The sequence below is a fragment of the Yersinia artesiana genome (assembly GCF_902726545.1).
Lineage (GTDB): Bacteria > Pseudomonadota > Gammaproteobacteria > Enterobacterales > Enterobacteriaceae > Yersinia > Yersinia artesiana.
The window spans coordinates 56,874-83,309 of the sequence record NZ_CACVAD010000014.1 but is presented as its reverse complement, the minus strand read 5'-3'; the positions used below and the strand labels follow the sequence as shown (position 1 = coordinate 83,309).

The following is a 26,436-nucleotide window of genomic DNA, read 5'->3' as shown; positions in this document are numbered from 1 at the left end:
TCTTTTGGCGTAGCAATGCCTCCTGACGGGCAGGTGATAAATATTATTTTTATAAAAATTGGCAATAGCTCACCAAAGCAGAAATAGCGCTTCCAACGATTTCTGCTTAATACATAATTATTGTTTTATAAAACCTATTACTGCATAAATATACCCAAGTGTATTAAGGGTATTAAATTGTTGGTTCCGTGACTAATCCATCAATTAGCACCTGCGGGGTGCCTTGTGAACAGCGCTCAATACGCCCTTTCACCCCATAAACTTTGGCCAAACTTTGCGGCGTAATCACCTCTTCCGGTAAGCCATCGGCAATTAAGGTACCGTTTTGCAGCATCAATACATGGTCACCATGACGTAAGGCTATATTGATGTCATGCACCACGACCACAGTAATAATATTGCGTTTGCGGGTCTCCTTACGCACCAAATCCATCACATGGAATTGATAATTAAGATCCAGCGCACTGAGTGGCTCATCCAGTAATAACAAAGAGGGCTGGCGAATAAGTGATTGCGCCAAACCCACCAACTGCTTCTGGCCGCCAGAGAGTTGATCCAGATAACTGAGTGCCAGATGGGCTATCCCCAGTTGTTCCAGCAAAGCCATGACTTCAGATTCGCTGCTGGCGTTACTGCGTCCGCCGGAGGCACGCTGTGCCACAATAATCGATTCCAATACATGGAGATGCACACCGGCCGGTAATGATTGCGGCAAATACACCACTTTCTCAGCTCGTTGTGCAAACGGCATCTGCATCAGATCATTATTATCAAGCCATAACTGCCCTTGGGCGCGGTTCAAACCGGCCATCGAGCGTAGCAATGTTGACTTCCCACTGCCATTCGGCCCAAGCAGTACAGTGATTTTACCGCGCGGCAGTAATGGCACGGTCAAATTCTGAATGACCGGGCGTTTCGGGTAGCCCGCATTGAAATGTTCAATACGTAAGCCAGAAGTCATACATTCCCCCTATGGCGCAAAATAATGCTGAGGAAGAAAGGTACGCCCACCAGCGAAGTAACAATCCCAACTGGAATGATGACACCAGGAATCAGGTTTTTTGAGGCTATCGATGCCATGGACAACACCAACGCACCAATCAGGGCGCTGGCTGGCAGATAGAAACGGTGATCTTCACCAAACATCATGCGCGCAATATGGGGGGCGACTAACCCGATAAAGCCAATCGGGCCGACAAAAGCCACCGCCAGCGCCGATAACATACTGATACGCAGCAATGTTCCCAACCGCAAGCGGCGAACATCAATACCAAAACTGATAGCCCGGTCTTCACCTAAGCGCAGTGCCGTCAGCTTCCACGAGCTCATCATCGACAACGGCAGCATCAGGGCAAACACCGCCAGCATGATGCCCAGCTTGGCCCATGACGCCCGTGCCAGGCTGCCCATCGTCCAGAACACCAAACCTTGCAGCGTATCTTCACTGGCGATGAACTGCATCATGGATACCAGCGCATTAAAGGTAAACACCAGCGCGATACCAAATAGCACCACACCGGAGGTCGCCACCCGCGTCCAGCGGGTAATACCATCGAGCATTAATGCGGCAAACAGCGCAAAAATAAAGGCATTAACGGAAATAAACCATTGATCGGGCACCCCTGGAATACCAATTCCTGAGACAATCGCCAGTGCCGCACCAAAGGCCGCAGCAGAAGAGACGCCAAGGGTAAAGGGGCTGGCCAGCGGGTTATTGAGGATGGTTTGCATCTCCGCCCCCGCCAGACCCAGTGACAAACCAATCACCACCGCCATCAAGGCGTAGGGTAAACGGATATCCCAAACGATAACCCGCGTGCCTGCATCTGCACTGGCTGGATCAATTAACGTCTGCCACAGAGAGTGCAACGTCAGACCTGATGGCCCCATGGTGAAATCCAGCAGCAAGCAGCCGATGATGGCTAACACCAATACGCCCATAATGAGCAGGCGATGGCGCACAATGTTCTTATAACGCCCCATAACATTGGCATCAATCTGGTGAGAGGTTTCTGTTATGGATTCAGTGGATAGGCTCATTTATTTCGGTTACCGACTATCAATATGCCGCTAACAATAAAACAAACGATAATACTTATCAATAAGATTGCTATAACTGATTTGATATAAATAATCGTAAATGTTTATTTTATAATATTATTTAATCAATATGGTTAATCTAATCCATGATATCAGGAGGGAGATAAAGCGAAGTTAGCGAAATTATTTGCTTAACTTCGTTCAAATGATCACCATTTTTTGGCAACAAAAAAGGGCGATCACATTATCGCCCTTTCAGGTATTACATCATTTTGTTAGTCAGCAATCAGTGCTGTTTTTTTAACTTCCTGAGAGTCATGACTTTCATCACGCCATTTCGGGAATTCCATATCTTTGTATTTGATAACCTTGGTGCCACGGCTCAGTTTATAACCGAACCAAATCACCAGGAATAATGGAATACCGATATAAGTAGCGGTCACGCCATACCAATCAATGCGATCTTGTAGGAATGCCTGATAGTTCTGACCCAAAGTAATGATCAAACACAACACAAAGGCAAAGATTGGCCCCAGCGGGAAGAAACCAGACTGATACGGCAAATCGTTCAAATCGCGGCCCTGCATCATATAACCACGGCGGAAACGATAATGACTGATAGCAATACCCAACCAGGCGATAAAGCCGGTCATGCCTGAAGTATTCAGCAACCACAGATAGACAGTTTGATTGCCAAACATTGAGCTTAGAAAGCACAAGCCCGCGACCACAGTCGTGGCATACAGCGCATTACGGGGTACACCACCGCGAGAAAGTTTGGCAAAAATACGCGGCGCCTTACCTTCTGAAGCCAGGGTAAACAGCATACGGGTAGAGGCGTACATCCCTGAGTTACCGGCTGACAATACCGCGGTCAGAATAACCGCATTCATCACCGCTGCCGCAGACAGCAGCCCTGCATTTTGGAACACCAAGGTGAACGGGCTGACGCTGATATCTTTAACATCATTACGTAACAGACTTGGGTCGGTATACGGAATGATCAGGCTGATAATCAGGATAGCGAAGATATAGAACAGCAAGATACGCCAGAATACCTTACGCACCGCACGGGGGATGTTTTTGCCTGGGTCTTTTGATTCACCAGCAGCAATACCAATCAGCTCAGTGCCCTGGAAGGAGAAACCGACAATCATCGCCACACCAATCATCGCCGAGAACCCTCCGGCAAACGGCGCATCACCGATTGTCCAGTTGTGCCACCCTGCACTCTCGCCGCCTTTCATGATGCCGCTAATCATCATCACACCAATAATGATGAAGATAATAACTGTGGCCACTTTAATCAGTGAGAACCAGTATTCCGCTTCACCAAAGCCTTTCACCGATATGTAGTTCAGTAAAAACATCAGGGCGAGGAACAGCGCACTCCAGATCCAACCGGGCGCATCCGGGAACCAGTAATTCATGACCAATTGTGCCGCTACCAGGTCAACAGCGATAGTCACCGCCCAGTTGTACCAGTAGTTCCAGCCAAGGGCGAAGCCGAAGCCTTCCTCAACATATTTTGAGCCGTAAGTCGAAAATGAACCGGATACCGGCATAAATGCCGCCAATTCACCCAGACTGGTCATCAAGAAGTAAACCATCAAGCCAATCAATGCATAGGAGAGCAATGCTCCACCCGGGCCGGCCTGAGAAACGGTCGCGCCTGAGGCGACAAACAAACCGGTACCAATAGAGCCACCGATAGCAATCATGGCTAAATGCCGTGATTTAAGCTCACGGCGCAAACGCTGTGCACCCTGTTGCACTGGGATTTTAGTATTTTGCTGAGTCATTCTTACCCTAATCCACCCTTAAAAAATAAGGCGGGATTGTAACAAATCCCACCGGCTCGGATAGTAACAATGCGCTGATATAAGATACCTTCATGATCCCGGCTCAATTATTAGCAAAAGCTCAATTGTCAGAATAAATCCCTGGCAGCGGGGTATTCTTACCGCGATCACTCTTTCCCTTAGTGTAAAACACTTAAAATCTTATGCCTCATGGCGTGAATGCGCTTTAGCGAAAACCACCGATTCAAGGCTCTTCCTGGCAATAACTGAGGAAGCGCTGCAAAGCATTTGAGATATGTTTTTGCCGGTGATGAATCAGGTATAACGTCCTGATAAGTGGCGGCAAAGGAATGTTAAGTTCAATCAACTCACCGCTGGCAAGTTGGTCGGCAATCACCCGGCGCGACAAACAACTGATCCCCATGCCGTAGCGCACTGCCCGCTTGATGGCCTCAGAATTCCCAAGCTCCATCACCAGTTTAAAGTGTGGCAATTTTGCCAGTAATAAGTGGTCGAGCACTTCACGCGTGCCTGAACCCCGCTCGCGTAAGATCCACGCGGCATCGGCAAGCTCTTCTAACGTCAGCATTTTATGGCATAACGGGTTATCCGGCGCGGCAAACACCACCAACTCGTCACGCAGCCAGGCTTGGGTCATCAGCTCTGGCATATGGCACGGCCCTTCAATCAGGCCAAGGTCGCCGCGAAAATCAGCCACGGCTTCAATCACATCCTGACTGTTGCCAATATTCAGCTCCAGTGGGGTACCGGGGAAATCGTGCCGATATTTGGCAATCATGCCCGGCAACATATAATTGCCAATGGTGCTGCTGGCAGCAATGCGCAACGCGCCTAAATCTTGTTGGAAAAGCTGTTCAATTTCAATTGCTTGCTCGATAAGTGCGAGTGCTTTTGGGTAAAGCAACCGCCCATGTTCATTGGTGACTAAACGCTTACCGACCCTATCAAAAAGTTGTACTCCTAATTGCCCTTCCAAATCCGCCAATGCTGCGCTGACTGCCGATTGTGAAAGCGCGAGCACAACCGAAGCTTGGGTCGTCGAGCCGCTTTTTAGCACCTCAGTAAAGACTTCAAGTTGACGTAAGGTTATGTGCATAACGGTCTCTGTAGTAAAGAATGGAGGACGCTATCATCACTCTGTTCGCCAGTTGTTGGATGAGAAGAGCTAACATTTACCCAAAGTAATTGGAGTTGCGACCGGCTAGCCCAATACGCTGGCTCAGGTCAATGACCCAGATGAACAGCCCATGTGGCAACTTCAAGTAAGAAGGGCATATTAGTCACTAACGCAATTGCTGTCGAAAGGATTATATAGCCTCAATTACCGTATAAGACTAACACCTTTGAGTAAAATCTGGAGGTTATCCGGGATGAATTTCAGCAGGAAGAATGCTATTTATTCTTATTTTTCCGAAAGAACTGACAATAAATAATTGTTACGACTCCATTTATAACCATGTTAAAAATCAATCAGATAATCAGTATGTCGCTAAATGTCTTCACGCCAACAAACCGTGGGTCTTTCCCAACACACTGAGCTTAGGCTTCTCGTCTCGCTTATCAGTTATATCGATTGATTATAAAGATATAATGAATTTATCTATTATGCCCAAACCCGTTAAACTGTACGCAATCTTTACAGGACACAGGACATAAACATGGCGACTTCACATACAACTGAACTCTCCCGTCCACAGCTGTTTACTCTGACCCGCTATATTCCGGGCTTGGTGTTGACCGGTGTGATTACTGGGTTAGCGCTCAAAGTGGGTGACATGCCGTGGTTTATCGACATGGGGCTGGGGGCGCTGACTCTGGCTATTTTATTCGGTATCGTCGTCGGCAACACGGTGTACCCTTGGGTGCAACCGGTCTGCTCTGACGGGGTGGTGCTGGCCAAACAGCACTTACTGCGGCTGGGGATTATTTTGTACGGCTTCCGCCTGACCTTCCAGCAAGTGGCTGATGTCGGGGCGACCGGGATGATTATTGACCTGCTAACCCTCAGTTCAACCTTTATATTGGCCTGCTGGCTGGGTAAGCGCGTATTTGGTCTGGATCAGCAAACCGTGATGTTAATTGGTGCCGGTAGCAGTATCTGTGGGGCAGCAGCCATTATGGCAACCGAGCCAGTGCTGAAAGCCGATGCCAGCAAAGTGGCGGTGGCCGTCGCCACAGTGGTGATTTTCGGGACACTGGCGATTTTTGTTTACCCTTGGCTATATCAGTTGAATCTGCATTACCAATGGCTGCCCTTTGATCAGGAAACCTTTGGTATCTTTGCCGGTTCGACTATTCATGAAGTGGCACAAGTCGTCGCAGCCGGTCATGCCATTGGGCCAGATGCTGAAAATGCCGCCGTCATTACCAAAATGATCCGCGTCATGATGCTCGCGCCCTTCTTGCTGTTACTGTCAGCTTATCTGGGCCGTAGCAGCCTGAAAACCAGTGGTCAAAAACGTGAAAAAAGTGCCATCACTATTCCGTGGTTTGCGGTGATATTTATCCTGATGGCCGGTTTTAACTCACTGAATTTACTGCCCGCAGCTTGGGTTAGCCACTTGATTACACTGGACACCATTTTGCTGGCGATGGCAATGGCAGCTCTGGGGTTAACCACCCATGTGGGTTCTATCCGCCAGGCTGGGGTCAAACCGCTGTTGTTGGCTTTGATGCTATTTGCCTGGTTGCTGATCGGCGGTACTGGTATCAACTTATTGGTGCAGCATATTGCGGCGTAAAGCCAGTATCCCGCTATTTGATTACTATTTAAGGGCTACCGCGGTGGCCCTTTTCTTTTCTCGCCGTTTATACTCTAAATAATTCGAGTTACAGGAGGGCGGCAAGTGAGTGACAAATCGGTCGGGAACAGATTTGAACAGCATTTATGCTGCCCGTAGGGTGAGCCTCAGGGACGAGGCTCATTAACCCCGATGAGTTGACTCCAGTCAATGATTCGGGTGACAAATCTGCCAGGAGTAGATTTGAACGCTGCTTGCAGCGGCCTCGTAGAGGCGAGGCCCATGGACGGGCCGAGTAACGAAAGCAGCCAACGCACATGCAGCTTGAAGTATGACGAGTTTATCCCATTCAATCACACCGCTATCAATGCCATAATGCAGCGGTTATCAAAGGAGAATGGAATGAAATTTGTCGGTGCACATGTCAGCGCAGCAGGTGGAGTCGATCAGGCTGTAATTCGGGCGCACGAACTTGAGGCCACTGCCTTTGCTCTGTTTACCAAGAATCAACGTCAATGGCGCGCCGCCCCACTGGCGGAAGATGTGATTGAAAAGTTTAAGCAAGCTTGCGAGCAATACGGCTACACCTCAGCCCAGATATTACCTCACGATAGCTATCTGATTAACCTCGGCCATCCGGTTACCGAGGCGCTGGAGAAATCTCGTGAAGCCTTTATTGATGAAATGATGCGCTGCCAGCAACTAGGGCTATCATTACTGAACTTCCACCCCGGCAGTCATTTACTGCAAATCGATGAAGATAAGTGTCTGGCGCGTATCGCAGAATCCATCAATATCGCGTTGGATGCAACTGAGGGCGTGACCGCCGTGATTGAAAACACTGCGGGTCAGGGCAGTAATCTCGGTTTCAAATTTGAACATCTGGCCGCCATCATTGATGGGGTGGAAGATAAGAGTCGCGTGGGCGTTTGTATCGATACCTGCCATGCTTTCGCCGCCGGTTATGATTTGCGAACTGAAGCTGATTGCCAACATACATTCGGCGCACTGGGGGATATTGTCGGTTTCGAATATCTGCGCGGTATGCATCTTAATGATGCGAAAAGCGAATTTAACAGCCGTGTTGACCGCCACCACAGCTTGGGTGAAGGAAACATCGGCAAAACCGTATTCAGCTATATTATGCGCGATCCGCGTTTCGATAATATTCCGCTGATTCTGGAAACCGTCAATCCAGATATCTGGGCTGAAGAAATAGCCTGGTTGAAGTCGCAAGCCGACGTGTAAACACAAAATGCCCGCCAGCTAACCTGACGGGCATTTTACTATGGTTTATCCCGCTTAATGACACACGCCACTGAGCATATACAGCCCGGCATCGCCTTTTTTCGCCGTCGCAAGCTGGTAATCAACCCGGCACTGCTGACTGGCATCTTTACCCCACTGCACCAACAACTGCCCGGTTTCCGGCAAGCCAGTCAGATAGGCTTTCCCGCCTTCGTCGACAATCGCTGCATTCGCGGGCTGATTAACCAAACTTGCCATCGCGCCAAACGGAATGGTTTCGCCATTAGCCCGTTTGATGGTCATCAGCGCCCGTCCGCCAATTTGTGGGCTAAAGCTGGCACGCACTATCGCCCCTTCGGTCGGCAACACCTTGGCATCGGTGTTTGTCACCTCGGCATCCGGTGGTAAATCAGTGGTTTCCAGCGAGATATCATGCTCCTGATAAGGGAAAAGACTCGGCACGATACTGTAACCACGAAAATCCGTTTTCAGCCGATGGTCTTCGCTGGTAGCTACTCCGCTAACCCCCGGCACTTCAATCAGTGCGGCAGTGCCATTGATCTGCGGCCCGAGTGTCAGCCCATGCCGGTGGATAACTACCCCACCTGAGACATTGGCACTGATCTGGCGCAGATTCGGATTATAGTAATAATCCCCGCCAATATCGCCGGAGCGGCCATGCCAATCCAGGTTCAGTGAGCCACTGTTCTCGCCGGAGTGAGATTGAGCATAATGCTCTGTCTGGCGCACATTCCAGTTCAACCGATTATCGAAAGCCTGCCCGTATAGACTCACCTCATGATCTTTGCTCTCATCGGATGAGGTCATACGATAAGCCGCAAAAGTATTGTGATCGCGACCCAACGGCACACTCACCGACAAACTCAACAGGCGATCATGGCTAGCGCGATATTGATTTTGTGTCCAATCCAGCGACCAATAAAGGTTGCCAGTATTGAAGCTATACTGCACACCCCAGGAACTGCTTGTCGGGGCATCCCGGTAACCCCGTCGTGACCAATTCACGTTCAGATAGCCAAACTGGCCTAACGGCTGGCCAATCGTCACCGCAGTTTGATTACGCAAATGCGGCGAATGACAACCATTGCTACTGTTATCATTGCGCCGGTAACTCTGCAACACGTCGGATAAACTACTAAAGTCAGCGGTGCTGTACTGGCTATTGACCAATGAAAACGAGGTATCCGAGGCTTGCAAGGTTTTGTTATAGCGCACTTCCCACGCCTGCCCTTTCACTGGCGACTGCTGGCGATATTCGCTGGTCGCGTCGGTAATACTGGATGATAACGCACCATAATCCCCCAGCATCACCCCAAGCCCGGCAGTGGTCGCCTGATAATGCGGCGACCACTGCTGACCGGCAAAGACAGTCAGATTCCACGGCAAACCATAAGCCACCGTGGCCTGAGCGATAGGCGTGGTCTCCACATCAACATTAGCCGGGCGATAGCGCCCCGCCATCAGGTTGTAGCGCCAGCGCCCCTTGCGCAGTGCAATCGCCGGAACGCTATAAGGCACGGTAAACTCCTGCGTTGTGCCATTACTTTCCAGCACCGTCACATGCAGGTCGCTGCTGGAGCGACTTGGCATGACATCAGTTAACTCAAACGGCCCCGGAGATACCACAGTGCTGTATATCAGATAGTCATTTTGCCGCACTTCGACTCGCGCCTGACTGCGGGCAATACCACGCACTACCGGCATAAAATCGCGCTGGTTGGAGGGCAACATATTGACGTCATCGCCCAACATCACACCGCTGAATGGTACGCTGTCAAAAAAATCACCGGGGGTATAGCTTTCCCCCAGTGTGAGGCGGCTTTTTAAGCGATAAAGCCCACGCGTGGCATAAATATAGCTGCTTTGCCATTTGCCAGCGCTATTACCCGATTGGTTCCAACTGGTGGCATTACGAATACGCCATGCCCCGATATTGAAGCCGGGATACAACTGAACATAGTGCGAGCGATGCTGCTTACCCGTTTGGCGATAGGTTGTGGTACTGCTATTAGCCATATAATTCAGCAAAAAAGCAGTGATTCCGTCATCCCAACGCTCAATGGATATTTCATCCTTAGGCCGTAATGCCACTTGTGGAATATTCAGCACCAGCCGCATAGTATAAAACTCAAACTCTTCGCTGGCCTGTGGAATTGCCGCCAAATTAACACATTGGCTTGTTTGCCCATCCTGCTGGGTATTTTTTGCTGGCGGCAATAAATTAGGGTAATTATCCACATCCACGCCATAGCGGGATAATTGCTCTTTAGTTAAACACGACTGCAACGAATATTCTCCAGCCGGTGATTTTACTGCATGGAATGTCACATTAGTAGAATCCACCTTTTCATCACCTAAGAATATATCCACCAAATAAGTGCCCGGTAATTGCCCTCCTTGTTCAAATAAAGAAAGATCCGTTTTAGTGTTAGCATTAATATTATTATCCGCTAACAATATAGGGTCAAAGGTATAATGACCGGCCCACACCGGAAATACCAAACACATCGCCAGAAACGCGATAAGTTTAACCACCGAATTTTTTAAAGAGAAAAACATCACTTCACCCATAAATACAGGGGAAATATCAGATAACAGTAATAGCTTTAAACATTGGCTTTAAATACTTGACTCACGCCCCCCAAATCATTAATGATTTTCCAATTAACTTCTGCGGGAGACCCTGCCATATCAAGCGGCAGTGAAAAACTTCTTTTTGCAAAAGGCGCAACATAACTATCACTTCCAGTAGAAGATAAATCGATATTTTTACCCGCCAACATTACAGATTTAAAGTTGATATAAAATGGGGTTGGATTATTAACTTGTAACTGTTTCCCATTACGCTGCCAGATTAATTCCCCAGCAACATCTTCGGGTTTTTGTTTAAGTTGATCCGGTCTGACCAGCAATTTCATGCAGGTGCTGATAGACAACCTGACATCCAGATTAACATCTTGTGTCTCCTTCTTTTTATCATCATGGCCATTATCCCATATATCTCCCTCTTTCGGTGGTATACCGGTCAGGCACAGCCATTGCAAACTTTCGCGATCTTGGGGGAAGTTGCCGCCAGTGCGAATTACGCGTACTCGCCCTTGCATACCCGCATCCAGACGGAATAACGGTGGAGTCACCACAAAAGGGGCTGGTGAGTGTTTATCTTCACCCTTAATCTGCGTTTGCACTAATATCGGATAATCTTGCGGATTCACCATAGACAATGAAATCCCTTTCACTGAAGATAATGGGTAGATAGCTCGTGTTCCACCCACTTTTACTGAGAATTCATGTTGAATGACATGCAGGTTAGGCTCCTTAGCATGACCACAAGATAGAAAAGCTAATAATGATAACATTAGGAAAACAGTCTTGTTAATATTATTTTTCATTTACATCTCATTAAGTATATTTTCATAAAGGAATAAAATAGAGAATATGGCGGTAATAAACTGCCATATTCTCTGCTTAATTAATTACGTTAGAAGTTCACTAAATTAGAAGTTCACTAACGTAACCAGTGAAAGTATATTTTCCGGGGTGAAGCGTATCACCTTTAGCAACATAAAGGCGCTCTTCCAGTTCAGCACTTCCTGAGTCCTCTTTATGCCACGTATTGGTTGTACCATCCCATGTCCAGTCTGAACTATGCAACTCAACGCGATTACCATTGCCATCAAACATATATCCCCCGCGAGATTGGCCAGTTCCAGCTAAACTCCAAGTATTATGCTCTGCTGTGTCTGATACTTTCAAAATGAATGCTGTCACATCTTTTTCCTGCCTACCTGCAATGATCTCATCAGGAGAAGCAGTAAATTCAATTTTAAAGATATCACCGTCTTTAATTTCCTTCGATGCAGAAACATCTTGTTGGTGTATGAGGCTGGTAGAAAGATCTTGGCCGCGTACGACAGAATCTGCATGTACCATATTCACCACACCACTACTAGCCAACATTAATACAGCAATTGCCAGTGGTTTTTTAACAAATTTTTTCATATTCATTTTATAGAACAACCTCACATTCTCACATTAATCCTCACATTGATGTGTGAAGATGAATAACGATAATGAATGTTGGTAACGGCACCTAATCTATAATACAAACGGTGTCATCACCAACGAGGAATATACTGGCAAGGTTTTTTTGAAAGATTAAATTATTAATGGATTATTAATCTTTAATAAATACTGGCGCATAAAAAAGCAAGATACCTTAGCGAGATATCCTGCTTTTTTATCTTTTATTCGGGAGATTATTAAGGAGAGGCTAAAGTAACACTGTTATTCACTCAGGCTACGATAAGACGCATGAATATGTTTGCCTTGCAAGCCTAACAATAGCGAAGACAAGTGAATAGTTTCACCATTGATTTCAATAAACCCGCGATCCCCATGAAAGAAACTGACAATATTCTTTTTCTGGTTATCGACTGCATAAATACAAACTGATAAAGGTGATCCTAGTGACTTTAGCGATCCTTTCGGTTGCCCACTGGGTGCCGATTGATATGAGTGCAAGGGGAAGAATACAAATCCCCCCCAAGGCTTTCTTAGGCTCACACCAGACATCTCTTCTGACAGAATCAAGTGCGAATCTTTATCAAGAATATAGTGCAGAACCTCAAACTTTAGCCCGCTCACTCTGACATCTATATGTTCAGTGTTGGGGCCATATTTGACTTCGGCGTAATAGCATAAGTGCTTGTAACTATAGATTAATAATAAGGTAATAATCGAGGTAACGGTGATGAGAACCCATGTTTTGATTTTCATTGCAATTTACATTCCGATTTATTACAAACAATAACTGAACCAAAATCGTCTTTAAATATCAGGCTATTTTTAACCTTAGGTAATGCCGTGGCAGTATGAACTAATGCCGGTGGCGCATTAGTGATAATAGTGTTATTGGTATTACTATCAGTAAAAGAAACAATATCTTCTTCACCGATCATAAAAAGTGTCATAGCAATAACAACAGCGATAGCCATAAAGTAGCCAACATAATTATGGCAAGACTTTTGCCGCACTTTGGTCGATAGTTGTGGCTGAGGTTTGTCATCAATATTCTCATCAGCGGCAACGTGATTTAATGCCAGGTTATTTGCTGGTTGCTCATATACCGGGCTGCATATAACCAATTCAAGACTATCTTTCTGAAAACTGTAACCGACACTTTTATGGGTTTTTATGACCTCATTTGAGGTAGCTTTACGTAATACATCACGGATATGTTTTATCGCCACCGGCAGTGAAACCGCAGAAACCACCCGATCAGGCCAGCAGCTACTGATTAATTCATCGCGAGGAATCACTGCACCAGCACGTAAATAGAGAAACTCCAGCAGCAGCACTTCATTCTTTGATAAAGCATGTGCTTCATTATTAATCATAAGCACATTTTTTAATTTATCTAAAACAACAGGGCTACCCACCCCATCCTCCTTTTCACTTTTAATCTTGCAGTTACTGAATGACTAACCAGATGATTATTGGCGAATCGCGATTTTACGCAGAGAGCTTAAACAAAACCTAAACAAAGTTTAATTTTTCGCCATCATTATTATTCATTAATAATGCAATATGCACCTAACCCTGCTTTATTAACCCATTGTAATAATGATAGAAAGCATAAAAAATGCCAGTCAGCGTTAACTGACTGGCACTAATTAATTATCTTTATCTGTGGTTAATAATACTTATGCGACTTTTGCCACCACCGCATCAGGGCGTTTCAACATCGCGTACAGGCCACCGGCCAGGACAGTACCGGCAATAATAGCCACCAGATATAACAGCACTGGATGGATGGCCCCTGGGATCAACAGCACGAACAAGCCACCATGTGGTGCCATCAGTTGCGCGCCGAAGGCCATCGACAGAGCACCGGTCAATGCACCGCCCGCGATACAGCACGGCAAGACACGCATTGGGTCACGGGCCGCAAACGGAATTGCCCCTTCAGAGATAAAGCACAAGCCCAGAACCAGCGCTGCTTTGCCCCCTTCCTGCTCACCTTTGTCGAACTTATGCCGCGCCAGCAGTGTTGCCAGGCCCATCGCCAGCGGTGGAACCATACCCGCCGCCATGATGGCTGCCATCGGTGCATAAACTGAAGAACTCAACAGCGCCACCCCAAAGGCGTAAGCCGCTTTGTTCACTGGCCCGCCCATATCGGTACACATCATCGCACCGAGGATAGCACCCAGCAGTACCGCGTTCGCTGTACCCATAGATTGCAGCCAGTTAGTCAGGCCCGTCATGATTTTAGCCACCGGCGTACCGACCACATAAATCATCACCAAACCGACAATCAAGCTGGCGACCAGCGGGATGATCAATATCGGTTTGAGCGCTTCCATACTCTGTGGCAAGCGCAGTTTGGTACTGATAGCTTTGGCAACATAACCGGCCAGGAAGCCAGCAATGATACCGCCAAGGAAGCCCGCACCGGTACTCACCGCCAACATACCGCCAATCAGACCCGGCGTCAGGCCCGGACGGTCAGCGATGGAGAAGGCGATAAAACCGGCCAATACCGGCACCATCAGGGCGAAGGCAGAACCGCCACCGATTTGCATCAAAGCCGCAGCCAGTGTGCCTTTCACTTCAAAGGCTTTAATACCAAACACAAATGAGAGCGCGATACACAGGCCACCCGCAACCACCATTGGCAGCATGTAAGAGACACCGGTCAGCAGATGGCGATATGGGCCGCCGGTCTCTGCTTTCTTCACCCCAGTGCTGTTGCCGGTTTTTGGCTGATAAACTTCCGCTTCCACCAGTGCTTTGTCCAGCTCCTGCGCGGTTTTCTTCAGCGCCAGGCCAGTTGTGGTGCGGTACATAGGTTTGCCGGCAAACTTATCCAAATCCACTTCAATGTCAGCCGCCACAATCACCAAATCGGCCGCAGCCACTTCTTCCGGCGTAATAGCATTGCCCGCACCGACAGAGCCGCGCGTTTCAACCTTCACCCACCAGCCACGTTTTTTCGCTTCGCTTTCAATGGCTTCAGCCGCCATAAAGGTGTGAGCTACACCTGTTGGACAGGCGGTAATCGCCACAATCCGTTTCGGGCCAGTCGCTGAGGTCGTAACCGGTGCTGCCACCGTAGCCGCATGATAAGGTTTGGCCTGTGTGATGGCCTGGGCCAGAAAGCCTTCAGGGTCACGCACCGCTTTTTCCACATCACCGCGATATACGTTTTTACCGTTTAACGCACTGTCAGCCGGAATTGCTTGCCCAGCCACAATCACCAGTTCTGCATCTGCCGCATTCTCAACCCAGCTCAGTCCTGCTTTTGCCGCCGCAGCACCCAGCATCAGTGACGCAAGGTGGCCTCTGGCCTGCCCGAGCGAACTGTCTATTATTAGTAGCGTTTTCATTTCGCCTCCGGAGATCAATTAAAGGGTTTCAGGTCCACTTTCGCCATCATGGCTGCCAGTTGTGGGCGATCCGTAATACCCACATTGCTCTGGCTGACAGCCAAAGCAGCGACTGCGGTTGCCAGACGCAAGGTATGCTCGCTCGACTCGCGCATTAACAATCCATAAATCAGGCCACCGACCATTGAATCACCGGCACCGACGGTGCTAACTACGTCACAGGCAGGCGGTTTTGCCAACCAGGCACCCGAGGCATTAACCCACAGCGCACCTTCGGCCCCGAGAGAAATCACCACATGAGCAATCCCCTGATCACGCAGTGCGTGTGCGGCTTCCACCACATCACTCAGTTCAGGTAACGGGCGACCAGCCCAGATTTCCAGTTCACGACGATTGGGTTTTACCAACCACGGTGAGGCTTTCAGACCTGCAACCAAAGCTTCACGGCTGCTGTCGAAAATAATGCACGGGCACTGGGAGCGCAGGCGTTTCATCCAGTCGGTAAAGTCATCAGGATTCACCCCCGCAGGCAAGCTGCCACTGACCGCAACCATGTCGAACTGCCCCAACCAGCTCAAGGAGTCGTTTACAAAACGATCCCAATCCGGTTTGGTGACTTCAAAACCGGAGAAGTTAAAGTCAGTGACTTCGCCATCTTTTTCGGTCAATTTGACATTAATACGGGTACGCCCCGGCACCACCTGAAAACGGTTAGCGATACCCAATTCGCTGAATAACAGCTGGAAGCCGTCCTGGTTATCTTTGCCGAGGAAACCACCGACCGTGACATCAATGCCCAAATCTTTCAGTACTTTGGCAACATTGATCCCTTTGCCTGCTGCATGCAGGCCGGCGGTTTTTACCAGATTCACTTCACCGCGTTCAATCTCCGGGCAAAAACCCACCAGATCATAAGCCGGGTTCAATGTGATGGTTGCAACTCTTCTGCTCATGCTGCCCCCTCGCCCAGACCGGCGGCGATAGCTTCACCAATGGCATCCAGCGCAGCTTGTGCATCTTCACCGCTGGCGGTAAAGCGCAGACGATTCCCTTTTTTAACCCCTAGAGCCACAACTTTCATTAAACTACGTCCATTAGCGGGTTTACCGGTACCGTCCAGATTGGTTACGGTGATTTCACTGGTAAACTGTTTGATTGTATTGACTAAAATCGTCCCTGGGCGCGCATGTAACCCATGTTCGTTACGAACAACAAACTCAGCGCTTAATACTTCATTTTGTTCAATATATTCACTGGTCAGCAAAGCCAGCATTGCGGCAGCATCGGCGTTCAGCAATAGGTCAGCTTTTTTCGCCAGCAGCAAGTCACTAAGGTAGTTCAGCACCGAGAGCGGCTGATCATCAGCTACAGATAATGTCAGCAATAGGGCAACTTTCTCCCCGTTATGTTCAAACGCTGTTGCCGGGCGGCTGACGGTTGCAGCACTGACCAAATTACCTGCGGTGCTGTCACTCAGCCAGATCCCCTGCCCCAGATTCAGCGGCTCACGAGTAATCACATCACTAACAAAGTGCGCATCAACAGCCCCGATTTGCTGTAAACGACCCGCATTCAGCGCTTGCAGCGTGATCAAATTGTCAGCCGCCACATCGAGGGCGATGAGTGAAGTGTCAAAATGGAATTCAGCGGTTTTTTTCTCCCCCATCAGCAAGCTGCGCAGTTCTTCAGCTGAGGTGGTTTTAGCTAGCTGCGCGGCAACCGCATCGTCACTTAATACGTGTGTCAGTTGGCGCAATAATGCCAGATGTTCATCGGAACGTGCTGCAATACCGATAACAATATAGGCGATTTGATCTTCGCCCCAGGCAATACCCTGCGGGAATTGGAAAACCTGAACGCCAGTGTTCAGCACCAGGTCGCGGGTATCAGTGGTACCATGTGGAATGGCGATACCATTCCCCAAATAGGTCGAGGTTTGCTGCTCGCGGGCTAGCATCCCATCAAGATAGCCAGCAGCCACATTGCCAGCTTGAGTCAGAGCAGCCGCCACCTGGGTGATGGCCTCGTTTTTGCTGTCTGCTTGTGCAGCCAGATGGATATCTTTCGTCGATAATTGGAACATTATGTCTCCTCTCTTGCTGAAATTGAATCGTTTCAGCTTTAATGCGAAAAAGGAGCGTTACCCTTTATCATCTGGTGACGAGATAACGCTGAAACGTTTCAAGGAGTGTGTTTCCGACTCAGAATATATGCAAGTTTTCTGCTTTTATTCTTAATGGATTTTTGACACTCCGCACATTTTCGTCTTTAACGGGTTTCTGTCAGCCGCAAAATCCCCCCCTTTGCTGACAGTTGCTGATAGTCATATCAAAGGAGCTAAACGATGTCTGTTGTTGTTGGTGTTGGCGTTATTATTGTCAATCAACAAGGTGAGGTACTGTTCGGCAAACGCAGCAGTCAGCATGCGCCTTACTGGTCAATTCCTGGTGGTCACATGGAGGCCGGCGAAGCTTTTGAACAAGCGGCACAACGGGAGATATTTGAAGAAACAGGATTAGATATCAATGAGATGAAAGTTATTGGTTTGTGCAATAACCTGGCGACCTGGCGTGAAGAAGGTAAACATACGGTTTCGGTTTGTTTGCTGGCACAGCACCCCGGCGGGCAACCTGAGCTGAAAGAACCGGATAAATGTCAGCAATGGCTGTGGTGCAATCCGCGCGAATTACCCGAACCTCATTTTGAAGCCAGCCGTCATGCTATCGATTTATGGTTGAATCAGCAGTTTTACGTCCCCTACGACTAAAAAATAGCGCTATATAACCCAATACATAACCAGCAAAATCAGCTGGTTATATGTGCTATCTCACAAAAATTTATCCATTCATCACATTTATATTCAGCAATTTGAACTAATATTGCTAAATAACCCTATAGAGTTAGTCATCAACAGAAAATCGCCCTACAATAGACCCACTTATTTTATGGGAAAGACTTATCGCTGATAAATAAGGCTCTGTTGGCAGATTATCTGGCATTTTATCCAGTCGTGCATTTGATCCGTCCGTTTTACCAATAATTATTAGATAAATAACAGTGGGTGCAATTATGAGCAACAAACAAACTGGCTTCGTAAAAAGGCGCCGGTGGGGATGGTTATGGATTCTGCTGATCGGCATTATTATCGGTGCCGCACTCCTCGCAGGAACTGCCACTGTCTTCCATAAAACCAGTGATACCGCGTTCTGCGTCTCCTGCCATACCATGCAGCAGCCACTGGCTGAATATCAAGGTAGCGTCCACTTCCAAAACACCAAAGGTATCCGCGCTGAATGCGCTGACTGCCACGTGCCTCATGAGCCGCTGGATTATCTGTGGACCAAAATCCGCGCAGTGAAAGATATCTACGGTGAAATGGTTGGCACCATCAATACGCCAGAGAAATATGAAGCCCATAAACTCGCTATGGCCCAATCGGTGTGGAAAACGCTGAAAGAAAACGACTCAGCAACCTGCCGCTCGTGCCACAGCTTTGATGCAATGGATATCACCGGGCAAAGTGCTGAAGCACGAATTCAGCACCCTGTCGCCATCAACAAGGGTGAAACCTGTATTGATTGCCATAAAGGTGTGGCCCATATCCTGCCCGACATGAGTGAAGTGACTCAGGCCGGTGCCGCCGAATTGGCCACCGCTGCAGCACAAACACCAGCAACCGCCACCACCTTGTATACCATCGCCACTGAGCCGTTCTTTATGAATGCAGGTGACAGCCATAATGCCGGTAACCTGATGCCATCGACTGAAGTTGAAGTGGTGAAACAGCAAGGTGACCAGGTGTTGGTGGATGTGAAAGGCTGGCAGCAAGATGGCGTGGCAGAAGTGTTCTATGCCGCTCAAGGGAAACGCATTTTGAGTGTGTTATTGGGCGAAGATGCGCAAAAAGCGCTGAAAACATTAAATACCCAAACTGATCCGGAAACTAATTTGGTCTGGCATCAGGTTGCGCTTCAGGTGTGGTTACCGAAGAAACAACTGGTTGATGATCAACAGAAAATCTGGCGCTATGCCGCTGATATGATGTCGGCTAACTGCACCGGCTGCCACGGTTTAACTGCGCTCGACCGCTTCAATGCGAACCAATGGATTGGGGTAATCAAAGGCATGGCACCACGCACCTCCCTGACTCAGGAACAGTTACGCGTGATGACACAATATGTACAAAAGCATGCCAGTGATATGCCGGCCAAGCTGTAAATAAGAGGCGAAAATGACTAAATACGAACAACAACCCTTGCAAATGAGCCGCCGTCGCTTCTTATTGGGCACCAGTGCGCTGGCCGCATTGCCTTTGATAGGTGGCCTGTGGCCAAAATCAGCGTTGGCGCAAGCGATCAGTCAGGCATTACCGCAGTTTCTGGCACTGCGTCAGGCGCAGAAAGGCATTCTGACCGGCGCGCATTGGGGAGCCTTTGAGGCTATCGTCGAAAATGGGCGTATGGTTGGCGTGCAACCGGTCAAAGATGATCCGTGGCCGAATGACCTGATCACTATGGCACCTTATCAAGTGCATGCTGAGAACCGTATCAAATACCCGATGGTACGCAAAAGCTGGTTGGAAGGTGGCCCCGGCAGCCATACCGAACTCCGTGGTCGCGATGAATGGGTGCGCGTCAGTTGGGACAAAGCCACAGAGCTGGTGTGTAACGAAATCGTGCGGGTACAGAAAGACCACGGCCCACAAGCGCTGTATGCCGGTTCTTATGGCTGGAAAAGTGTCGGTATGCTGCACAACAGCCGCACTTTGCTGCAACGCTTAATGAACCTGAGTGGTGGGTTCCTCGGTTATGCCGGTGACTATTCAACCGGTGCAGCACAGGTGATCATGACTCATGTCATGGGGTCAATGGAGGTTTACGAACAACAAACTGCCTGGCCTAATGTAGTGGATAATAGCGAACTGGTGATCCTATGGGGGTGTAACCCAATGATCACGCTGAAAAACAGTTGGAACGTTCCGGATCACGTTGGTCAAACGGGCTTTGAAGCGCTGAAGAAGAAAGGCACCAAAGTCATTAGCATTGACCCGGTTCATAATGACAGCGCCAAATTCACTAATGCCCAATGGATTGCCCCGCGCCCTTATACCGACAGCGCGATGCTCATTGGGATTGCTCATACCTTGCTGACGGAAAAGCTACACAATCCGGACTTTATCAAAACCTATACCATTGGCTTCGATAAATTCCAGGCCTATCTGCTCGGGGAAACTGACGGTCAGTCGAAGACCGCTGAATGGGCGGCCGATATCAGTGGCGTCGATGCTGACGTGATACGCCAACTGGCACGCGATATGGCGAAGCAGCGCACCATGATCATGGGCGGTTGGGGGATTCAGCGCCAGCACCACGGTGAGCAACAACACTGGCTGCTGGTGACGGTTGCCTCGATGCTCGGCCAAATTGGTTTGCCGGGTGGCGGCTTTGGTTTCAGCTACCACTACTCTTCCGGTGGCAGCCCAACGGCGAAAGGCGGTATTTTACCGGGGATTTCTGCCGGGAATGCGCCGAAGAACTCGCCATCACCGATTCCGGTAGCGCGCATTGCCGAGTGTCTGGCCAATCCGGGTAAAACCATTGATTTCAATGGCAGCAAAGTGACCTATCCCGATGTCAAAATGGTCTATGTGGCTGGCGGGAATACCTTCCATCAGCATCAGGATACCAATAATTTGGTGAAAGCCTGGCAACACCCTGAAACCATCGTGGTTAACGAACCCTACTGGACTGCCACCGCTAAACACGCCGATATCGTGTTACCGGCCACCACCAGTTATGAACGCAACGATTTGGAAATGGGCGGCGACTATTCGCAGCTTTATGTTTTCCCGATGCATCAGTGCGTCCCGCCACAACATGAAGCCCGTAGTGATTTTGATATTTTCGCTGCTATGGCGACTCGACTGGGGGTCATTGATGCCTTTACCGAAGGTAAAGATGAAACTCAGTGGCTGAAATCAATGTATGACGATATGAAGTCACAGGCCCGTACAGCACGTGTCGCCCTGCCGCCTTTCGATATGTTCTGGGAGTCAAATAACTATATTCGCTTCCCCATTCCCGAGGCCAACAAGCAGTGGGTACGTTTTGCCGATTATCGTGAGAATCCATTACTCAACCCACTTGGCACGCCATCGGGTAAAATTGAAATCTACTCCGATACCATCGCTAAAATGGAGTATGCCGATTGTCAGGGGATCCCAACCTGGATGCCACCTCATGAATGGTATCGCGGAGCCGAAGCGAAAAAATATCCGCTGTCGCTGAACACCGCACACCCAATCAACCGCCTGCATTCGCAATTGGATAACACGCCACTACGCGAAAAGTATGCGGTAGCGGATCGCGAAGCCATTCTGATAAGCCCACAAGATGCCAGCGCGCGTCAGATTGTGAACGGCGATTTAGTGCGGGCATTTAATGATCGAGGGCAGATTTTGGTCGGGGCCGTGGTAACGGAAGATGTGCGGCCAGGGGTGGTACGGATAAGCGAAGGGGCATGGTTTGATCCCGCCGAGCCGTCGGTACCGGGTTCAATTTGTAAGAACGGTAATATTAATTGCCTGACTTTCGATATCGGCTCGTCCAGTTTAGCGCAAGGTAACTGTGGGCAGATGGCACAGCTTGAAATTGAAAAGTACACCGGGCCAGTGCTGAAAAATACCGCTCATGCAGTTCCGGCTGGGGCTTAGTCTTTAGGTTGAATAACTGAGGGCAATATTATTATCGCCCTCATATTGCTGACAAATTGAACCAAGGGGAATCGTGCCGTTGGGGTCGTAACGGCGTAAGCCGTCGGAGCGCCCCTAGGTGCGGTAAACCCTTGGCTCACCGTTCTTTCTCGCCGAGCCAGCCATCGATTAAGGCGCAGTATCCGCTTCCAATTTAATCAAATACACCAGCGCCTGTTCGCGCGTATCAAAACACATTTCCGGCAATGCTTGCAGGCTGGCACACACCGCCGGGCGGGATGGCGAATGGAAAATACCGCAGCGCATATTGTTATCCAAATGCAGGCAACGGGTATTGGCAGGCTTGCCGAATGGCATACCGGGGATCGGGCTGGAAATCGAAGGAGCAATACAGCAGGCACCGCAATCTGAGCGACAGTCCATCAGCAGGCTCCTGTAGGCTGGTGGAATAACAGCGAACAATAGCAACCCCCCTCGTTAACTACCAGCACTATCCTTGCTCAACAGCTCAATAGCCGATCCAGCACACAGCTTCCCCCTCTAACCTCATCATTTTTAGCTCACTTTTTAACCTAAAAAATGCTTATTCGGGCGATATTCAATTGCAACCGAACACCGAACCAAGACTAATCACTGACCAAACTATCCACATAAGCATATTCATCTGTTTACAGCTTCATCGCCACCATGTACCATTAAGCTAGTACAAAAGAACTATTACCATATTATATATATCCAAAGTCATTGGCGTTACAGCAAGGCGGCAAACGAACGAATCCCGATGAGCTTACAACAAGTAAGTGATTCGGGTTAGTAAGTGCAGCTAACGCTGCTGTAGCGTCAAGGATGAAGGATATTTGGAGCCGAATTAAATGTCGATGGAAGTATCCCACCCCCTTTCGCGCCCCTCCGTCCTCGGCGGCGCAATGATAGTCGCCGGTACCGCTGTAGGTGCGGGGATGTTCTCAATTCCCATCGTGACGGCGGGAGTCTGGTTCAGCGGCTCAGTCATGCTGCTGATTTATACTTGGGCGTGCATGCTGATTTCCGGCTTGATGATTCTGGAAGCCAATCTGAACTATCCGAGCGGGGCCAGTTTCCACACCATGGTGCAAGACCTGCTGGGTAAGGTGTGGAGCTCCATTAATGGCGTATCTATCACTTTTGTTCTTTATATTCTGACCTACGCCTATATCTCGGCTGGCGGGTCAATTATTACTCATACGCTGGAAAACATCGCAGGTATCGGTCAGACCAGTGCGGGCTTTATCTTTGCCGTTTTGGTGGCATTTATTGTCTGGTTATCCACCCGCGCCGTTGACCGCTTAAGTACCATATTGATCGGCGGAATGGTAATTACATTCGTCATGTCTGTCGGTGATATGTTTAGCCATGTGGAAAGCGCGGTTCTGTTCAATCAAACTGATAGCAATGCCAGTTATTTACCTTATGCATTAGCTGCACTGCCCTATTTACTGACCTCCTTTGGCTACCACGGTAATGTGCCGGGGTTGGTGAAGTATTACCATAAAGACGGTAAAGCAGTGGTACGCAGCTTGCTATTTGGCACATTGATAGCATTGGTCATTTATATCCTGTGGCAGTACGCCATTCAGGGCAATATTGCCCGGGATGCATTCAAACAAGTTATTGCTGATGGCGGTAACATTGGTAGCCTGCTGAAACAGATGGATACCGTCTCTGCCAGTCAAGCCACCAGCCAACTGCTAAATGCCTTCTCTTATATGGCATTAGCCAGCTCATTCCTTGGGGTATCCCTTGGTTTGTTCGACTTTATTGCTGATTTCTTTAAATTCACCGATGACCGCGGCGGGCGCACCAAATCAGCACTCGTCACTTTTGTTCCACCCACTGTCGGGGCGCTGTTGTTCCCGAATGGCTTTCTCTACGCCATTGGCTTTGCTGGTTTAGCCGCCACCATTTGGGCAGTTATTGTCCCTGCATTGATGGCGCGCGCCAGCCGTAAACGCTTCCCACAAGCAAGTTATCGCGCACCGGGCGGGCGCTTTATGATTGGCTTTATTATTCTGTTTGGCCTGGTCAATGCTGTGGCTCATATTGCAGCGTTATTGGGTCTGTTACCGGTGTATGCATAAGAGCAATTTTGTCGCGAAAATCTTACTCTTTTTTGCGCTATACGCTTGCCTGAAAGTAGCGGCGCGAGTAACTTGTCGCAACTTATCTTCAATCCTGATTGGCGGTTAATAAATGGCAAGAGCTAACGAAATAAAACGCGGTATGGCGGTCAACCTCAACGGCAAATTACTGCTGGTGAAAGATATCGACGTACAAAGCCCAAGTGCCCGTGGTGCCAGCACTTTATATAAAATGCGTTTTTCTGATGTGCGTACCGGTTTAAAAGTTGAAGAGCGTTTTAAAGGTGATGAGATCCTCGACACCATCACTTTGACGCGCCGCAGTGTGAATTTCTCTTATATCGATGGCGACGAATACGTCTTTATGGATGACGAAGATTTCACCCCATACAACTTCAAAAAAGAGCAGATTGAAGAAGAACTGTTGTTTATTCCTGAAGGTGGAATGCCGGGGATGCAAGTTCTGACAATGGACGGTCAATTGCTGGCGTTAGAATTGCCACAAACTGTTGATATGGAAATTGTTGAAACCGCGCCGAGCATTAAAGGTGCGTCAGCCAGTGCCCGCAACAAACCGGCAGTAATGAGTACCGGCTTATCGATTCAAGTACCAGAATATATCAGCCCTGGTGAGAAAATCCGTATTCATATTGCGGAACGCCGCTATATGGGGCGTGCAGACTAATACTCTTCATCTTTCAAGTTATTAAGGGCCGGAAAACCGGCCCTTAACTATTTTATACCCAAACTATGCCCTATAGATTTCAAGATGCAGGAAGGCGGCAAGCGAGATAATCCCGATGAGCTTACATAAGTAAGTGATTCGGGTTATTGAGAGCAGCCAACACACCTGCAGTTTGAAAGATGAAGGGCTATTTAAGTTCTGGGAAGAATGTGCGTTTTAGGGCCAACTCCACTCCGCGAACCTCTGCCAACCCTTTCAAACGACCAATCGCGGAATAGCCCGGATTGGTTTTCTTATGTAAATCATCCAACATTTGGTGGCCGTGGTCTGGTCGCATCGGGATCGGACGCATATCGCCAGCCGCCTGACGACGTTGCTCTTCAGTTAAAATCGCTTTAACCACCGAGTACATATCGACATCACCTTGCAAGTGACCGCCTTCGTGGAAGGTTTTTGGGTTCCCTTCACGGCAAGTCGAACGCAAATGAGTGAAGTGAATACGATCGCCAAAGGTTTCGATCATTTTCACCAAATCATTATCTGCTCGGACACCATAAGAGCCGGTACACATAGTGAAACCATTATGAATACTGTCAACGGTCTCTTTCAGCCATTGCATATCTTCAATGGTGGAAACGATGCGCGGCAGGCCAAGAATTGGTCGCGGCGGATCATCCGGATGTACCGCCATACGCAGGCCGACCTGTTCAGCAACCGGTATAATCGCTCGCAGGAAATACGCCATATTTTCACGTAGTTGCGCTTTATCGATACCATCATATTCAGCTAAGCGCGCACGGAATTGATCCAGTGTATAGCCTTCTTCTGCACCCGGCAGACCCGCGATAATATTGCCTGTTAGCTTGGCAATATCAGCTTCGGTCATCGCGTCAAAGTAAGCTTTCGCCTGTACTTGCTCTTCGGCGGTGTAATCCTTCTCCGCGCCAGGGCGTTTGAGGATATGTAGTTCAAAAGCAGCAAAGGCTATTTGGTCAAAACGCAGTGCCTTGGAACCATCCGGCAATTGATATTCCAGATCGGTACGTGTCCAGTCCAGTATCGGCATGAAGTTATAGCACACGGTATCAATGCCACATTCGGCAAGGTTACGCAGGGTTTGTTGATAGTTTTCGATGTACTTTTCGTAATCACCGCTATGAGTTTTTATATCCTCATGAATCGGCACACTTTCTACTACCGACCATACCAACCCTTTAGCCGCTATTTCAGCCTGACGCTGTTTGATTTCACTTACCGGCCAGACTTGACCATTCGGGATATGGTGCAATGCAGTCACTACTCCAGTGGCTCCAGCCTGACGGACATCATCTAACGACACCGGATCTTTAGGGCCATACCAACGCCATGTTTGTTCCATTTATTTTTACCCTCTACGTAAACTGTTCAGGTGCATATAATTTTGTTATACCGACTAATGCGGCTATATCGATAATCTTTTCATACAGACAATGTTGTTATACCGATTTCCAAGAGGTATCACTCAGCTTTATCCTTACTCTTTAAGCGCTGCGTGTCAAAAAGCAAAACCTCATTGGTTGATCCACTTCACGAATATAATCATTATTGGACTTACCAATTTTATTTTCTGTCATATGGCTTTACACTGCAAGCCGTTATTGCATAGCAACGAGCAAAAG

At 48.5% G+C, this 26,436-nt stretch carries 21 protein-coding genes; 7 read left to right on the top strand and 14 right to left on the bottom strand.

What is annotated here, in order from left to right:
* Positions 1 to 172 precede the first annotated feature (172 nt).
* The 4 genes from HU019_RS06665 to yieE all read right to left on the bottom strand — a co-directional run bounded on the left by HU019_RS06665 (position 173) and on the right by yieE (position 4,959).
* Positions 173 to 961 carry an ABC transporter ATP-binding protein gene (locus HU019_RS06665; RefSeq protein ID WP_174847019.1) on the bottom strand — a complete coding sequence of 263 codons (789 nt, stop codon included), beginning with the start codon at positions 959 to 961 and terminating at the stop codon, positions 173 to 175.
* Entirely contained in the window at positions 958 to 2,040 is a 1,083-nt protein-coding gene (locus HU019_RS06660) for a FecCD family ABC transporter permease (RefSeq protein WP_174847018.1), read from the bottom strand. The genes HU019_RS06665 and HU019_RS06660 overlap by 4 nt, the downstream gene beginning before the upstream one ends.
* Before the next feature lie 275 nt (positions 2,041 to 2,315).
* Positions 2,316 to 3,842 carry an amino acid permease gene (locus tag HU019_RS06655; protein ID WP_174847017.1) on the bottom strand — a complete coding sequence of 509 codons (1,527 nt, stop codon included), beginning with the start codon at positions 3,840 to 3,842 and terminating at the stop codon, positions 2,316 to 2,318.
* 244 nt (positions 3,843 to 4,086) lie between these two features.
* Positions 4,087 to 4,959, bottom strand: coding sequence for a DNA-binding transcriptional regulator YeiE (yieE, locus tag HU019_RS06650; protein WP_174847016.1), 873 nt, complete (start codon positions 4,957 to 4,959; stop codon positions 4,087 to 4,089).
* Positions 4,960 to 5,521: 562 nt separating this feature from the next.
* Between yieE and HU019_RS06645 the strand changes: the two genes are divergently transcribed.
* Positions 5,522 to 6,604 carry a YeiH family protein gene (locus tag HU019_RS06645; RefSeq protein ID WP_139344285.1) on the top strand — a complete coding sequence of 361 codons (1,083 nt, stop codon included), beginning with the start codon at positions 5,522 to 5,524 and terminating at the stop codon, positions 6,602 to 6,604.
* Positions 6,605 to 7,006: 402 nt separating this feature from the next.
* A complete protein-coding gene (gene nfo, locus HU019_RS06640) occupies positions 7,007 to 7,852 on the top strand; it encodes a deoxyribonuclease IV (RefSeq protein ID WP_046694834.1) in 846 nt (281 codons plus the stop codon).
* A gap of 54 nt (positions 7,853 to 7,906) precedes the next feature.
* Here nfo and myfC read toward each other — a convergent pair whose 3' ends face one another.
* The 8 genes from myfC to fruB all read right to left on the bottom strand — a co-directional run bounded on the left by myfC (position 7,907) and on the right by fruB (position 17,347).
* A complete protein-coding gene (myfC, locus tag HU019_RS06635; RefSeq protein WP_174847135.1) occupies positions 7,907 to 10,381 on the bottom strand; it encodes a fimbrial polyadhesin usher MyfC in 2,475 nt (824 codons plus the stop codon).
* A gap of 98 nt (positions 10,382 to 10,479) precedes the next feature.
* The gene (locus tag HU019_RS06630) at positions 10,480 to 11,265 is read right to left on the bottom strand and encodes a fimbria/pilus periplasmic chaperone (protein ID WP_174847015.1); all 786 of its coding nucleotides are present in this window, start codon (positions 11,263 to 11,265) and stop codon (positions 10,480 to 10,482) included.
* A gap of 100 nt (positions 11,266 to 11,365) precedes the next feature.
* Positions 11,366 to 11,881, bottom strand: coding sequence for a MyfA/PsaA family fimbrial adhesin (locus HU019_RS06625; RefSeq protein ID WP_174847014.1), 516 nt, complete (start codon positions 11,879 to 11,881; stop codon positions 11,366 to 11,368).
* Between the two features lie 279 nt (positions 11,882 to 12,160).
* Entirely contained in the window at positions 12,161 to 12,652 is a 492-nt protein-coding gene (gene myfF / locus HU019_RS06620; RefSeq protein WP_174847013.1) for a fimbrial polyadhesin regulatory protein MyfF, read from the bottom strand.
* Complete coding sequence (locus HU019_RS06615; RefSeq protein WP_174847012.1) at positions 12,649 to 13,314, bottom strand: winged helix-turn-helix domain-containing protein; 666 nt, start codon at positions 13,312 to 13,314, stop codon at positions 12,649 to 12,651. The genes myfF and HU019_RS06615 overlap by 4 nt, the downstream gene beginning before the upstream one ends.
* Before the next feature lie 264 nt (positions 13,315 to 13,578).
* Positions 13,579 to 15,264, bottom strand: a complete 1,686-nt coding sequence (gene fruA, locus HU019_RS06610; RefSeq protein WP_174847011.1) for a PTS fructose transporter subunit IIBC — start codon at positions 15,262 to 15,264, stop codon at positions 13,579 to 13,581.
* Positions 15,265 to 15,278: 14 nt separating this feature from the next.
* Positions 15,279 to 16,217, bottom strand: a complete 939-nt coding sequence (gene fruK / locus HU019_RS06605) for a 1-phosphofructokinase (RefSeq protein WP_174847010.1) — start codon at positions 16,215 to 16,217, stop codon at positions 15,279 to 15,281.
* Entirely contained in the window at positions 16,214 to 17,347 is a 1,134-nt protein-coding gene (gene fruB, locus HU019_RS06600; RefSeq protein WP_174847009.1) for a fused PTS fructose transporter subunit IIA/HPr protein, read from the bottom strand. Before fruB ends, fruK begins: the two co-directional genes overlap by 4 nt.
* A 261-nt stretch (positions 17,348 to 17,608) precedes the next feature.
* Between fruB and HU019_RS06595 the strand changes: the two genes are divergently transcribed.
* The 3 genes from HU019_RS06595 to torA all read left to right on the top strand — a co-directional run bounded on the left by HU019_RS06595 (position 17,609) and on the right by torA (position 21,976).
* Positions 17,609 to 18,031, top strand: coding sequence for a nucleotide triphosphate diphosphatase NUDT15 (locus tag HU019_RS06595; protein WP_174847008.1), 423 nt, complete (start codon positions 17,609 to 17,611; stop codon positions 18,029 to 18,031).
* A 302-nt stretch (positions 18,032 to 18,333) separates the two neighbouring features.
* Positions 18,334 to 19,482: a NapC/NirT family cytochrome c gene (locus HU019_RS06590; protein WP_050077863.1), complete on the top strand. Its 1,149-nt coding sequence runs from the start codon at positions 18,334 to 18,336 to the stop codon at positions 19,480 to 19,482.
* Between the two features lie 13 nt (positions 19,483 to 19,495).
* Positions 19,496 to 21,976: a trimethylamine-N-oxide reductase TorA gene (gene torA / locus HU019_RS06585; protein WP_174847007.1), complete on the top strand. Its 2,481-nt coding sequence runs from the start codon at positions 19,496 to 19,498 to the stop codon at positions 21,974 to 21,976.
* Between the two features lie 168 nt (positions 21,977 to 22,144).
* Here the strand turns inward: torA and HU019_RS06580 are convergent, their stop codons facing one another.
* Positions 22,145 to 22,399: a YkgJ family cysteine cluster protein gene (locus HU019_RS06580; protein WP_174847006.1), complete on the bottom strand. Its 255-nt coding sequence runs from the start codon at positions 22,397 to 22,399 to the stop codon at positions 22,145 to 22,147.
* Positions 22,400 to 22,848: 449 nt separating this feature from the next.
* Between HU019_RS06580 and mtr the strand changes: the two genes are divergently transcribed.
* A complete protein-coding gene (gene mtr, locus HU019_RS06575) occupies positions 22,849 to 24,093 on the top strand; it encodes a tryptophan permease (RefSeq protein ID WP_174847005.1) in 1,245 nt (414 codons plus the stop codon).
* A 112-nt stretch (positions 24,094 to 24,205) separates the two neighbouring features.
* Positions 24,206 to 24,778, top strand: a complete 573-nt coding sequence (gene yeiP / locus HU019_RS06570) for an elongation factor P-like protein YeiP (protein WP_004389501.1) — start codon at positions 24,206 to 24,208, stop codon at positions 24,776 to 24,778.
* Positions 24,779 to 24,965: 187 nt separating this feature from the next.
* Here the strand turns inward: yeiP and uxuA are convergent, their stop codons facing one another.
* The gene (uxuA, locus tag HU019_RS06565; protein WP_174847004.1) at positions 24,966 to 26,156 is read right to left on the bottom strand and encodes a mannonate dehydratase; all 1,191 of its coding nucleotides are present in this window, start codon (positions 26,154 to 26,156) and stop codon (positions 24,966 to 24,968) included.
* Positions 26,157 to 26,436 lie beyond the last annotated feature (280 nt).

What these genes read in the sequence shown, in the direction of transcription:
- HU019_RS06595 (WP_174847008.1), top strand. Translation starts at nt 17,609, where the DNA reads ATGTCTGTTGTTGTTGGTGTTGGCGTTATTATTGTCAATCAACAAGGT.
- HU019_RS06660 (WP_174847018.1), bottom strand. Translation starts at nt 2,040, where the DNA reads ATGAGCCTATCCACTGAATCCATAACAGAAACCTCTCACCAGATTGAT.
- HU019_RS06630 (WP_174847015.1), bottom strand. Translation starts at nt 11,265, where the DNA reads ATGAAAAATAATATTAACAAGACTGTTTTCCTAATGTTATCATTATTA.
- uxuA (WP_174847004.1), bottom strand. Translation starts at nt 26,156, where the DNA reads ATGGAACAAACATGGCGTTGGTATGGCCCTAAAGATCCGGTGTCGTTA.
- myfF (WP_174847013.1), bottom strand. Translation starts at nt 12,652, where the DNA reads ATGAAAATCAAAACATGGGTTCTCATCACCGTTACCTCGATTATTACC.
- HU019_RS06580 (WP_174847006.1), bottom strand. Translation starts at nt 22,399, where the DNA reads ATGGACTGTCGCTCAGATTGCGGTGCCTGCTGTATTGCTCCTTCGATT.
- fruK (WP_174847010.1), bottom strand. Translation starts at nt 16,217, where the DNA reads ATGAGCAGAAGAGTTGCAACCATCACATTGAACCCGGCTTATGATCTG.
- HU019_RS06590 (WP_050077863.1), top strand. Translation starts at nt 18,334, where the DNA reads ATGAGCAACAAACAAACTGGCTTCGTAAAAAGGCGCCGGTGGGGATGG.
- yieE (WP_174847016.1), bottom strand. Translation starts at nt 4,959, where the DNA reads ATGCACATAACCTTACGTCAACTTGAAGTCTTTACTGAGGTGCTAAAA.
- fruA (WP_174847011.1), bottom strand. Translation starts at nt 15,264, where the DNA reads ATGAAAACGCTACTAATAATAGACAGTTCGCTCGGGCAGGCCAGAGGC.
- HU019_RS06665 (WP_174847019.1), bottom strand. Translation starts at nt 961, where the DNA reads ATGACTTCTGGCTTACGTATTGAACATTTCAATGCGGGCTACCCGAAA.
- HU019_RS06655 (WP_174847017.1), bottom strand. Translation starts at nt 3,842, where the DNA reads ATGACTCAGCAAAATACTAAAATCCCAGTGCAACAGGGTGCACAGCGT.
- mtr (WP_174847005.1), top strand. Translation starts at nt 22,849, where the DNA reads ATGTCGATGGAAGTATCCCACCCCCTTTCGCGCCCCTCCGTCCTCGGC.
- yeiP (WP_004389501.1), top strand. Translation starts at nt 24,206, where the DNA reads ATGGCAAGAGCTAACGAAATAAAACGCGGTATGGCGGTCAACCTCAAC.
- HU019_RS06645 (WP_139344285.1), top strand. Translation starts at nt 5,522, where the DNA reads ATGGCGACTTCACATACAACTGAACTCTCCCGTCCACAGCTGTTTACT.
- myfC (WP_174847135.1), bottom strand. Translation starts at nt 10,381, where the DNA reads ATGTGTTTGGTATTTCCGGTGTGGGCCGGTCATTATACCTTTGACCCT.
- HU019_RS06625 (WP_174847014.1), bottom strand. Translation starts at nt 11,881, where the DNA reads ATGAATATGAAAAAATTTGTTAAAAAACCACTGGCAATTGCTGTATTA.
- nfo (WP_046694834.1), top strand. Translation starts at nt 7,007, where the DNA reads ATGAAATTTGTCGGTGCACATGTCAGCGCAGCAGGTGGAGTCGATCAG.
- torA (WP_174847007.1), top strand. Translation starts at nt 19,496, where the DNA reads ATGACTAAATACGAACAACAACCCTTGCAAATGAGCCGCCGTCGCTTC.
- fruB (WP_174847009.1), bottom strand. Translation starts at nt 17,347, where the DNA reads ATGTTCCAATTATCGACGAAAGATATCCATCTGGCTGCACAAGCAGAC.